This window comes from Flavobacterium sharifuzzamanii, assembly GCF_003254585.1.
GTDB classification, from domain to species: Bacteria; Bacteroidota; Bacteroidia; order Flavobacteriales; family Flavobacteriaceae; genus Flavobacterium; species Flavobacterium sharifuzzamanii.
This window is the reverse complement of the sequence record NZ_QJGZ01000041.1, coordinates 205,900-217,578: the sequence shown is the minus strand read 5'-3', so window position 1 is coordinate 217,578 and position 11,679 is coordinate 205,900. Positions and strand designations below refer to the sequence as shown.

Here is an 11,679-nt window from a genome sequence, read left to right as displayed (position 1 = left end):
CCCAAAAGTACAAAAAAGAGAATTAAAAAAAATTTTCAAAAAATGCTTTGATAATTCAAAAGTATGCCTATCTTTGCACCCACAATTACCGCGGATATGGCGAAATTGGTAGACGTGCCAGACTTAGGATCTGGTGCCGCAAGGCGTGTAGGTTCGAGTCCTATTATCCGCACAAAAAGAAGCTTCTGAAGATTTTTCAGAAGCTTTTTTGTTTTTGGTTTTTCTCCTTTTACACAATATCCTTCGAAAATTAAATTCTCACTTAAATTTCATAAGAATTCTTTTCTATATTTGATTTACCCAAAATTGAGTGTATTAAAATAATGAAGCATGAGTAAAATCAAATTAGAAGAATTTTTAAAAAATTATCCTCTATATAAAGCTTTTAAAATTGTAGAGAATTATAGAGCACAAAAACCTAGCTACAACCAACCTTATGCATTTGTCGGCGAAACATTTATGCATTATTGCGAAACTGAACAGGCTGAGAAAACTTTTGAGTTAGAACTCCCTTCAAGTGCAGAAAATTGGTGGGGTAATTATGATGGAGATAGAATACCTGACGTCTTGTTTGACCTTGAAGAAAATTTGAATTTTGTTGAACACTTTTTAGGACGTTGTAAATCCTGTAAAAATTACAAAATCGAACTTACTTTACATGTTTGGAGCGATAATAAAATTCCAAAAACTCGTTTTTACAACCTTAGTGGGTCACCAGGTAGCATAAACAAAAATGATTTTGAAGGAATTAATGCTAATATTTTTATAGAAAAAATTGGTATTCTCCCTGAACAAACTATTATTATTGATTCTGAAATCAAAAAACATTTTGACAGAGAAACAAACAATTGGTATTTTAAAGCAAATAAATGCATTCAGCAAAATTATGGAATTGGAGCATTTGCTTATTTCCGAAGAATTATTGAAAAAGAACTACTTACAATTGTCAAAGAAATTTCAGAATTAGACATGGCTGATTCACAAATAAGTAAACTTTATGACCAATACAGCTCTACCAATCAAGTCTATTCAATCTATGAAAACATTTTTGAGTTCTTACCAAAATCATTACAATCATTAGGAATTAACCCAATTAAAACTCTTTATAATCAAACATCAGAAGGACTGCATTCTCTAAGTGAACAGGATTGTCTAGCAAGAGCAACAAGCATCGATTTATTACTAAAGTTTGTGATAAAGAAAATAAACGAAGAACAATCTGAAATTTTGAAAGTAAAAGAAGCTATTAAAAATTTAAGATAACAACTCAAACAAAAGAAAAAAAATACATTTTTTATTATAGAGCTTTAACTTATTGAAAATGGAAAAAGATAAAATAAAATCATTTAAGGATTTTTTAAATCATATTGAAATAATTGAATTAATGGGCTATGACATTAATCTTTTTCGAGGTCAATCCTCTAATTTTTCTTTACTACCCTCTATTTGTAGAGAAGAACCAACCGTTGATACCACACAAACTGAAAAAAAAATGCTAGAAGATTTTAAGCGGCGTTCTCCTTTATTAATAACAAAAAATTTTGAAAATGATTGGGAATGGCTAATTTATGCCCAACATTTTGGTCTAAAAACAAGATTATTAGATTGGAGCAGTAATCCCTTAGTTGCTTTGTGGTTTGCTTGCCAGAATCAATATACTATGAAAGAGAATTCATATCTATATATATTGTCATGCGATGAGGATTTACAAGTAGATCTAACAAAAAACCAATCACCTTTTGATAGCTCTAGTACAAAAATTTTAAGACCAACCCTTAACAATGAAAGAATTGTTGCACAATCAGGATGGTTTACTGCTCACAAGTATTCAACAAAAAGTAAAAAGTTTGTTACTCTCGAAACCAACTCAAAAATAAAAACAAAGCTGACAGAAATTGAAATTCCTGCAAAAATAAAACTAGACATTCTAAATAAACTTTCAATGTTTGGTATTAATAATAGAACAATCTACCCAGATATAAATGGTTTAAGCATGCATTTAAACTGGAAATACCTAGTTAAAAAATATTAGAACTTGAAAAAATAAAAATCACAATATTTCAAACAATAAGTAAAGAAAAGAAAAAACTCTACAACATATATCATTTATCATCTTGACGAAAGGAGCTTTTCAGCATCACCAACGGGTTGTACACTATGAAAAAAATTGCGGAAATCACTCTGGAATTTTTTGTCGGTTTTGCTTTTGGTTTCTCCTTACGTCGAAATGACAAACTGAGCGGTAATAAAAAATATCCAGAATATTACAAACCAACAAATTAACATCAAAATCCAACCCAACAAAAAGATTTCTTCCGTATCTTTACTAATCCAAAAAATCTGCCAATAAACCCTTCTCTTTGCCTATTGCAGAACAAATTCCCCAAATTTTGTTTCGGTTATAAAATTCGTTTTCAACCACTTAACAATAAACAAAAATGGAATCACAACTACAGGAAATTCGGGAACAGCAGAAAGCCTCTTGGAACAAATTTTCTCCAGGCTGGAAAAAATGGGATCATGAAATTCTAGATTTTATGAAGCCTTTTGCTGACGAAATCATACGTTCGATAAATCCAAAAGGATCTGACGTAATTTTAGATGTCGCAGCTGGAACTGGCGAACCGGGTTTGAGCATTGCCGCAATGCTTTCTGACGGAAAAGTCATTATTACCGATCTCGCTGACGATATGCTTACCATTGCCCGCGAAAATGCTTTTAGAAAAGGAATTACAAACGTTGAATTTCAAGCTTGCGATGTCACCGAACTTCCTTTTTACGACAATACTTTCGATGCGATAAGCTGCCGAATGGGTTTTATGTTTTTTCCAGATATGCTTTTGGCGGCAAAAGAAATGCATCGGGTTCTGAAACCTGGTGGCAAAATCGCAACCGCAGTCTGGAGCGGACCTGAGAAAAATTTCTGGATCACTGCTGTTGGCGGAACAATCAACAGAAACATGCAGCTCACTCCTCCGCCTTCAGAAGCTCCGGGAATGTTTCGCTGTTCGAAAAGCGGTTTAATAGCCGATATTTTCCAACAAGCTGGATTTAAAAATACTTCTGAAAAAGAACTGACTGGCAAATTAAATTGCGGTACTGCAGAAACCTACTGGAATCTGATCACAGAAATTGCCGCGCCTTTTGTTGCCGCTCTCAGCAATGCCAATGACGAAATGAGAGAAAAAATCAAACAAGAAGTTTTTGTACAAGTAAATGAAAAATTCCCTGACGGAAATGTCAATATTGACGGAAATGCTCTTGTGATTTCTGGAGAGAAATGATTTAGAACTTATAAATAATCCTAAAAATCCGTCTAGTTTTGTCATTCCGAGGAACGAGAAATTACACACGCATATCTACAAAGATTGGCGATTTTCTTTGCGGAGTTTCTAGTGTGATTTCTCGTTCCTCGAAATGACAAACTACGCGATAATTCATCTTTATCAATTCATCTTGACGAAAGGAGCTTTTCAGCATCACCAACAGGTTGTCAAACTATGAAAAAAATTGCGGAAATCACCCTGGAATTTTTTGTCGGTTTTGCTTTGGTTTCTCCTTTCGTCGAAATGAAGATATTTTAAAACGTTATTTTCTCTTATTCAACTTCCAGATACGGATGTAAAATTTCTGCCAATTCATTCAGCCAATAAAAACCTTTTTCTAAGTTTTCTTTTTGAGCATAAATATGTCCTTTTTCATCCTCTCTCATAACAACTAAAGCAATTGCATAGTTTAATTGCCGAATTGCTTTTGCCAAATCTTTAGCATCAATAACATTATTAAAAAAATCTAAGAGTCTTTTTTCTGTTTCTTCTGAAAGATCATTTGTAGCCATTGTCTTATTTTTTAAATGTGGTAAATATAATACTTTTGAACACATAAATGTAACCAAGACAAAAATAAATCTTAAGAATTTTGAAATATGGATATTTCAGAAGAAACCTTTATTGCAAATCTTGGGACTCACATAAGACAATTGCGTGAAAAAAAAGGTTTATCACAACAAGCTTTGGCTGATGATTGTGATATCAAAAAAACTCAAATAGGTAGAATTGAAAGAGCTGAAATAAATACTACTGTAAAAACTCTTTTAAAAATCGCCAATGCTTTAGATATTGAACCTAAAGAGTTGCTTGATTTTCCTTTGAAATAATAATTCGGCTAAAGCCTTTTTCTCTTCAAAACATAAAAAAACCTCCAGCTCAAGCAGGAGGCAATTCAAATTAAGCCCATTTATTTAAATGAACTTATATTTCTTATAGGATTAAAATTTTAGCTGTTTAACAACTCAACAATCTTATCGACATTAATCTCGCTATAATCATAAATATAAAAATCACATGGCGGAAGCTGTTCTTTTGTATGCGTGCTCAAAACTCCCACGACTTTCATTCCAGCATTTAATCCTGCTGTAATACCCGAAAAAGAATCTTCGAAAACCACACAATCCGACGGAGAAACGCCAACTCGTTCTGCTGATTTTAAATATACTTCTGGATTTGGTTTATGAAACGTAACATCTTCTGATGACATCATCGAATCCATTTTGTCACCTAGTTTCAAAGCGTTTGCAATCAAATCCAGATTCGCACGCGGCGCCGATGTCGCAACTGCAGTTTTGAAACCGCGAGATTTTAATTCGTTTAAAAAATCCATATAATGCGGAATCGTTTCGACTTTGTCTTTGTAAATCTCACGAAACATTCCTTCTTTTTCATCTTCTAATTTTATCAGTTCTTCTCCCGCAATCGGACGTTTGAAGAAATGCGTCATGATATAACTATTGTGTTTTCCGTACATATGTTCTTCAAATTCTTCTTTTGTGTACGGAATATTATATTTATCGAAAAACTTTTCAAAAGCGATCACATGATGCGGATTTGTATGAGAAATCACACCGTCCATATCAAAAATTACACATTGCTGGCTCATAATTTTGTTTGTTGTTTTTAACAGATGCAAGTTAGGACAATAAAGCGGTTATTACGCAGAGATTCGCAAAGGATTTTCACAGAGATTCTCAGAGTTTTTTCAAGTTACTGTTTGTCATCCTGAGGAACGAAGGATCACACTAGAAGCTCCACAAAGTAATTCCCTAAAGCAAGTTGCCAATCTTTACAGAATCCCACGTGTGATCCTTCGTTCCTCAGGATGACAAACTTTGCGCAAAAAACTTGAAACTTTGAACCTGAAACCTGAAACAAAATCTCTACCCAATCCAAATTTTGCTTTTAACCAAAGTCATCGTCTGTCTCAAATGCTGATTGCATGCAATAAGAACAATCAAAACCAATAAACCGTAACCTACAATGGTGTAAATCTCCATATCGGCCAATAAAGTCGATTGTTTGGCAATGCTTCCGAATATCTTTTTCATAGCTAAAACATTCGCATTATCTGCCGAATATCCTTTGGCAATAAAACTCTGCGTAGCGTTTGCAATGTTTTGCTGTGCTTCGGGATTTTCGCCCGTTACAAATTGACTAAGTTTCAAAAAGTGTTTTTTGTTTAAAAATACAGTTGCATTCTGCATGACGCAAAAACCAATCGTACTTCCCCAGAAACGTCCAGAAACGCCCACAATTCCCGAAGAAACCGCCATATTTGCAGGAACCGAAGAAGTGGTAAATAAAATCAACGGAACAAATAACAATCCAACTCCGATGCCCTGCAAAAAGTACGGAACAATAATATCTGATAAAGCCACATCGGGCACAAAAAGAAACGTAAACCAAAAGTGATACAACGCAATCAGTGAAAAACCAATTAGAAAAATGATTTTGGTCGAAAGCGATTTCATCAAGAAAAAAGCCGCCAAAACCAGTCCGATAATATTTCCGAGTCCGTTAATGTACTGTACGCCCGCAACTCGAGACGGATCCCAATTCCAAATCGAATACATCGCCGAATGGCAAAGACTCAACGTTGCCCTGCTGATATAAAACAGGAAAAACAATAAAAACCCAATTCGAAGATTGGCATATTTAAAAACTTCAAAATTAAAAGTTGGCCTTTTAACCAAAAGCTCTTTGAAGATGAACAAACCTCCCGTAATAAGTGCCGTAATAAGCATTAAAACCATTTGAGAAGATTCGAACCAATATTTTTTCTCGGCATACACAAAAAAGTAGGCACCGCAAAGAATAGCTGTTAAAACCAAAAAATAGCTCATCCAGTCGATTTGATACAACGGAATTTTCTTTGTTGTTCGGTGCCCACGAAAAGTAACCAAGATTAAAAAGACATTTAAAACCTGCAGTCCGCCCGAAACATACAGCATGTATTTCCAATCATAATGATCCAGAAACCAAACTGCAATATTCATAATAAAAGGCGTTGACAACAGTAGAGAACCATAATAAAAGGAAAACCCAATTATAATGGCATTTTTAGAATCAAACTGCTCAATAAGCAATTGTCTGATGGTAATGGCAGGAAGCGCCATTAAGATTCCTTCGGCAACTCTCAACAATAGAAAAACCGCAAAATTATCGACATAACCCGACGTCACAATCGTAACTCCAATTAAGGAATAAACGCCCATGAGGTAATTTTTGGCAGGAAAAAAACTCGAAAATCGGCTTTCTATAAGAATTGTAGCCAGCAGAGTTCCATACGTAACGCACATCGCGTACTGCAAATCTTCGGGCTCAATGTCCAGAAAACTTGCCGCATACGTCACGTTTGACGTATAAACTCCCAATAAAATCATGGAATGCAAAAGACAAACAAACAAAATTGTAATGATTGCCCATTTTGGAACCCATGATTTAAAAATACTTTTATCTTCCATTTTAGTGTGCTGCGATCACAGTAATATTCATTCCCGCTCTTAAAAAGTCGGCTTGTTTGTCGCTGTCTTTTAATTGAATTCTAACCGGAATTCTTTGTTCGATTTTTACGAAGTTACCCGTTGCATTATCTGGAGGAAGCAATGAAAATCTTGCCCCGCTCGCAGGCGATAAAGAGGCAATTGTACCAACAAAAGTTTTATCGCTCAAAGCGTCAGCTTTTATTTCAACATCTTGCCCAACGGTTAAATATTGCAATTGCGTTTCTTTAAAATTGGCCGTAATCCATTTTTCTTTACTTACAATTGACAATAAAGACTGACCTTCTTTTACCAATTGTCCTGGCTGTAAAGTTCGTTTTCCAACCCAGCCGTCATAAGGCGCTGTAATTATGGTGTACGAAAGAAATAAAGCAGCATTATCTGCAACAGCTTGTTTGGATGCAATATTCGTTTGCGTTGTCGGAACATTTGCTTCGGCAACAGAAGTACTCAAAGCAGATGAATGAATTCTATTTTTCATTTCCTGAAAATGCGCCTGAGCCGATTCGTAATCTGCTTTTACTTTCTCTAATTGCTGAGAAGTAGCCGCTTCTTCGCTTACCAAAGCTTTGTATCTTTCGTATTCCAATTTGGTTTTCCAAAGATTCGATTTTGCTGCTTCTAACTGCGCTTCGTTTATCGCCGTTGCACTTGCTGTATTTATAGCATTTTTCTGCGCCACAACGCTGTTTTGCTGTGCGTTTTGAACATCGGCAAGAGCCACATTCAATTTTGATTTATATTCACGATTGTCAATCACAACCAAAGTATCTCCTTTATGCACAAACTGATTTTCGTTAAAACGAACTTCCTGAACGTAACCCGTAATACGCGACATAATTGGCGTTACATATTGTTCGACTTGCGCGTCATTGGTTTCTTCGTGATTTCTGTTGAACACATAAAACCAAATTCCTAAAATAACACCGCTTATAACAAGCACACACGCAATAATTGTTATTAGTATATGAAACGTTTTATTTCTTCTAGTTTCATTTTTTATCTTAACCATATTCTTTAATCTCTTTACTTAGTTCTTTTCTAAAAATCTTTTTCTTCGGATATCTTTCTTCTTGCCTCTTTCCTCTAAAAACCTCTCACCATCTAGCTCTGCGGAAGCATTCCAGCCGTATGAAGCAGTTCATAATGTTTTAAAACCGCATCCAATCGCGTAGAAATTTTGTTGTATTTCGCTTGTAGCAAAGCATTATCGGCGTCAACCATTTCGGTAATTAAAACCAGTTGGTTTAAGTATTTCAGCTTTACAATTCGGTAATTTTCGTCAGCCAAGTCCAATGCCTTGTCAACAACAACAAACTTTTCAAGAATTTCCTGATACTGTGTATGCTCTTTATACAACTTGTCCTGAATTTCCTCTTTTACAATTTCATTCTGCATTTCCTGCCATTTGATTTTGGTGTTCGCCTGCTCCATTTTGGTTTTATTTTTATATAAAGACGAAAGATCAAAAGTAGCTTCAATACCAACTTGTCCTAAAGTATACAGATACGGATTGGGCGGAAAGAATTTATAGTTCGGATAATAAAAACCGTAATTCCCAAAGAAATGAACGCTTGGCAAATAGTTTCCTTTTACCATTTTCAGTTCGGTTTTACTGATATTCAGCTCCTGACTAGCAATACGCATTTCTTCGTTCTGCAGAGCTTTAGTCATATAAAAATCATACGGATCCAAACCATTCATTTCGTCCAAACTCGATGTTGTGTCAATCGCAATTTCTTCGTTTTCTGGAATCTGGATCAGCGTTTTCAGATCGTGAAGTGCGATTTTAATGTTTTTGGAGTTAGTTAACGCATTCAATTCGCGATCTGAAAGCTGTAATTCGGCACGAATAACCTCGTTTTTCGTAACCGTTCCATATTTTTGAAGCGATTGTACTTCTTTCAATCGACTTTTTTCTTCTTTGATGTTTTCTTCGAATATTTTCTGAAGTTCCATCATTTTATAAATTGCCAGATAGTTTGCCACCACTTCAAGCTCGATATCATTTTCGGCCTTTTCGGTTTTTATTTTGGCAATTTCGCTTTCCTGATTGGCAATTTTGATGGCATTATTAATCTTATTTCCAGCATAAATTGGCATTTTAAAAGTCGAATTGACCTCATAAATTTCAGGAATTGCCGGTGTAACTTCTTTGTCTTTTAAAAACCCGCTTCCTTTAAATTCGGTAATATTCGTAATTCGAGAATACATGCCGTTTAACTGTACGTCTGGCAGTCGGAGTTCTTTTCTTTCTTTGATATTCTGCTCTGAGAGCGTGACCTCCAATTGAGATCTAAGGATTTTTTTGTTGTTTTCTTTAGCCAGCTTCAAAGCTTCTTGCAATGAAACAGTATGAACTTCCTGCGCTTGTAAGCCATTGAATGCTAACACAATTAAGATTAACAGCAGGATTCTGGGAAAACAATCGTCTGTAGAATTTGTTGTTTTAAGGAACATGAATAATTAAATATTTGATGCTGCAAAGTTCCTTCATTTTTCTGGTGACTGATAATTCTAAAAAGCCAAGAACATATTCATTTCGGACAAACGTTAAAATTCCATTTTCCGAAAACGTTATATTAAAGCGCTGAAAAACAATTTATTACAAAACAGATTTAGTTTGTGAAATTTCACGCAGATTTTAATAGATTTTAGCAGATGCGCGCAGATTTTTCTTTTTACTCTCGCAGATTTGTCAGATTGTCCAGATTATAAAGCATTTAAAAATCTCTGAAACCTGCGGAATCTGCTAGATTTTTTTTCGCATTGAATAAAAAGAATCTGCAAAATCAGCTAAAATCTATTAAAATCTGCGTGAAATAAAAACTATTTACTTTCCAAAATCTCCTCACCATTTAAGTAATCGGAAGGTCTTTGTCCTAAAATTTTGAAGAAAGTGTTGCTGAAAGTAGGAACACTGTTGTAACCAACTTCTTCGGCTACCTCTTTTACTGAAAGTTTTCTTTCTAATAAAAGTTCAATCGCTTTTAAAATTCTTCTAATGGTATAATACTGAATAAACGACATACCTAGATCTTTCTGAAACAAGCGATACAAAGAGCGTTCGCTGAAACCAAATTCGTGAGCTACATCGGCAAACAGAATCGTTTCTCCGAGGTTATTTTCAATATGACGAAGAATCTTTCCAAGTCGTTTGTCTTTTGGCTGTGGTAATTCTAAAGGAAGATTATTGGTGCATATTTGAGGAAGAATCGCTTTTATCGCTTTGGCAATGGCAAAGTTTGGAGTTCCTTTTTTAAGATCACCATTCCATCGATTGGTAAAAAGCATCATTTGCAGCAATAAATTATTAACCGGATAAATTCCTTCTATTTTATAAAAGTCATCTTCGTCTTTTTCAACAGGAAAATACAGATTTCGCATTGTCACACTTTCCGATTTCGGCTCGATACTATGCTCCACTCCACTCGGAATCCAAATAAAATGTCTTGCTGGCAAAAAATAAGTTTTGGTCTCTGTAGTCACAAAAACAACATCACCTTCTGCATAAAGCAATTGTGCTTTAACATGTCTGTGTGGTGGAATAAACAATTCTCCCATCAAATCGTGGTGGCAATAAATGCTTTTTTTATCTGCATCTACTTTCTTGATGTAATATTTATCGAGTTTTTGACCGGAATGTTCCATTGGTGTTTAATACAGCACTTTTTTCGTTATATTAAAGATAAGGAAATTAAATTCCAATATCTGAAATTCCAAATTTCAATTCCACAACGTTTGTCATTTCGACGAAGGAGAAATCTCCGTAAGTAGCTCCGTCGCTATAATTCAATCTTTGTGGAGCTTCTTGTGAAGATTTCTCCTTCGTCGAAATGACAAATCAGAGTGAGTAATACAAAACTTTGCGGTTAAACAAAAAAAAAGCCTTTCCGTTAAGAAAGGCTTTTAACAACTTAGGCGGTCTGGACGGGACTCGAACCCGCGACCCCATGCGTGACAGGCATGTATTCTAACCAACTGAACTACCAAACCCTGCGTTATTGCGAGTGCAAAAATACAACAGATTTTCGTTTCTGCAAGCGTTTTTTCAAATAAAATTTAGACATTTTTTTAATTGGTTAAAATCCAATATTTTAAAAATTCAAGTTTTAATCAAAAAGTAGGAACTTTCTTTTACTTAACCGCTAAGAGCACTATCCCGATAGCTATCGGGAACGCAAAGTCCGCAAAGTTTAAAGCTTTGACAAAGGCTTTTTCATATAGAAATATTCATCCTGATTTAAGCATAGCCCGTGGTTTCAACCACGGGAGACGTATTTATATCCATTGTGTCCCCGTGGTTGAAACCACGGGCTATGTTTTTATATAATGAATGGAAAATCTTTGTTGAGTTACTTGCGAAGATTTGCTTTGCCTATTCGCTATCGCTCGAGTCTCGTTCCTCGAAATGACAAACTGTTACGTTAAAATCAGAATTAAGCAAAAAAAAATCGCAAAGCTTAAAATTAATTAAGCTTTGCGAACTTTGCATTCTTTAGAAAATATCTTTGCTCCCGATAGCTATCGGGATTGCGTAAACCTTTGCGCTCTTTGCGGTAAAAATAAAAAAAAACAAAAGTGTTTTAAATCAAAAAAGCCATCCACAAAAGTGGAAAGCTTTTCATTGGTCTAACTACTAAACCAGCTACGAGTTACAAAGTCGTAGCAAAACAACACAACTAATCTTAGATACCGTATTTGGGCAAAAAAGCCTTTCTGTTAAGAAAGGCTTTCCCAATATTGCGGTCTGGACGGGACTCGAACCCGCGACCCCATGCGTGACAGGCATGTATTCTAACCAACTGAACTACCAAACCTCTGCGTTATTGCGGTTGCAAAGA

The 11,679-nt window shown here is 35.1% G+C and carries 11 protein-coding genes and 3 tRNA genes; 6 read left to right on the top strand and 8 right to left on the bottom strand.

What is annotated here, in order from left to right:
- The first annotated feature begins 90 nt into the window (after positions 1 to 90).
- The 5 genes from DMA14_RS18200 (at position 91) to DMA14_RS18185 (ending at position 3,284) form a co-directional block, all read left to right on the top strand.
- Positions 91 to 172: transfer RNA gene (locus DMA14_RS18200), tRNA-Leu, on the top strand.
- 158 nt (positions 173 to 330) lie between these two features.
- Positions 331 to 1,263 carry a hypothetical protein gene (locus tag DMA14_RS18195; protein WP_111425986.1) on the top strand — a complete coding sequence of 311 codons (933 nt, stop codon included), beginning with the start codon at positions 331 to 333 and terminating at the stop codon, positions 1,261 to 1,263.
- 58 nt (positions 1,264 to 1,321) lie between these two features.
- Positions 1,322 to 2,032 (top strand): FRG domain-containing protein, encoded by a 711-nt coding sequence (locus DMA14_RS18190; RefSeq protein ID WP_111425985.1) that lies wholly within the window; start codon positions 1,322 to 1,324, stop codon positions 2,030 to 2,032.
- A 125-nt stretch (positions 2,033 to 2,157) separates the two neighbouring features.
- Positions 2,158 to 2,283 (top strand): hypothetical protein, encoded by a 126-nt coding sequence (locus DMA14_RS23085; RefSeq protein ID WP_262510337.1) that lies wholly within the window; start codon positions 2,158 to 2,160, stop codon positions 2,281 to 2,283.
- A 155-nt stretch (positions 2,284 to 2,438) separates the two neighbouring features.
- Positions 2,439 to 3,284, top strand: a complete 846-nt coding sequence (locus tag DMA14_RS18185; protein WP_111425984.1) for a class I SAM-dependent methyltransferase — start codon at positions 2,439 to 2,441, stop codon at positions 3,282 to 3,284.
- Positions 3,285 to 3,598: 314 nt separating this feature from the next.
- On the opposite strand, the gene DMA14_RS18180 is transcribed toward DMA14_RS18185, so the two are convergent.
- On the bottom strand, positions 3,599 to 3,838 hold the full coding sequence (locus tag DMA14_RS18180) for a hypothetical protein (protein WP_111426238.1): 240 nt from the start codon (positions 3,836 to 3,838) through the stop codon (positions 3,599 to 3,601).
- An 87-nt stretch (positions 3,839 to 3,925) separates the two neighbouring features.
- On the opposite strand from DMA14_RS18180, the gene DMA14_RS18175 reads away from it, so the two are divergent.
- On the top strand, positions 3,926 to 4,156 hold the full coding sequence (locus DMA14_RS18175) for a helix-turn-helix domain-containing protein (RefSeq protein WP_111425983.1): 231 nt from the start codon (positions 3,926 to 3,928) through the stop codon (positions 4,154 to 4,156).
- 119 nt (positions 4,157 to 4,275) lie between these two features.
- Here DMA14_RS18175 and DMA14_RS18170 read toward each other — a convergent pair whose 3' ends face one another.
- From DMA14_RS18170 to DMA14_RS18140, 7 genes are all read right to left on the bottom strand, one after another.
- Positions 4,276 to 4,935 carry an HAD family hydrolase gene (locus tag DMA14_RS18170; RefSeq protein ID WP_111426237.1) on the bottom strand — a complete coding sequence of 220 codons (660 nt, stop codon included), beginning with the start codon at positions 4,933 to 4,935 and terminating at the stop codon, positions 4,276 to 4,278.
- A 277-nt stretch (positions 4,936 to 5,212) separates the two neighbouring features.
- Positions 5,213 to 6,796 carry an MFS transporter gene (locus DMA14_RS18165; RefSeq protein ID WP_111425982.1) on the bottom strand — a complete coding sequence of 528 codons (1,584 nt, stop codon included), beginning with the start codon at positions 6,794 to 6,796 and terminating at the stop codon, positions 5,213 to 5,215.
- Position 6,797: 1 nt separating this feature from the next.
- Complete coding sequence (locus DMA14_RS18160; protein WP_073408093.1) at positions 6,798 to 7,847, bottom strand: HlyD family secretion protein; 1,050 nt, start codon at positions 7,845 to 7,847, stop codon at positions 6,798 to 6,800.
- 92 nt (positions 7,848 to 7,939) lie between these two features.
- The gene (locus DMA14_RS18155; protein WP_111425981.1) at positions 7,940 to 9,295 is read right to left on the bottom strand and encodes a TolC family protein; all 1,356 of its coding nucleotides are present in this window, start codon (positions 9,293 to 9,295) and stop codon (positions 7,940 to 7,942) included.
- 369 nt (positions 9,296 to 9,664) lie between these two features.
- Positions 9,665 to 10,486 (bottom strand): helix-turn-helix transcriptional regulator, encoded by an 822-nt coding sequence (locus DMA14_RS18150; RefSeq protein ID WP_111425980.1) that lies wholly within the window; start codon positions 10,484 to 10,486, stop codon positions 9,665 to 9,667.
- A gap of 271 nt (positions 10,487 to 10,757) precedes the next feature.
- A tRNA-Asp gene (locus DMA14_RS18145) sits at positions 10,758 to 10,831 on the bottom strand.
- Between the two features lie 750 nt (positions 10,832 to 11,581).
- Positions 11,582 to 11,655: transfer RNA gene (locus DMA14_RS18140), tRNA-Asp, on the bottom strand.
- Positions 11,656 to 11,679: the final 24 nt, after the last annotated feature.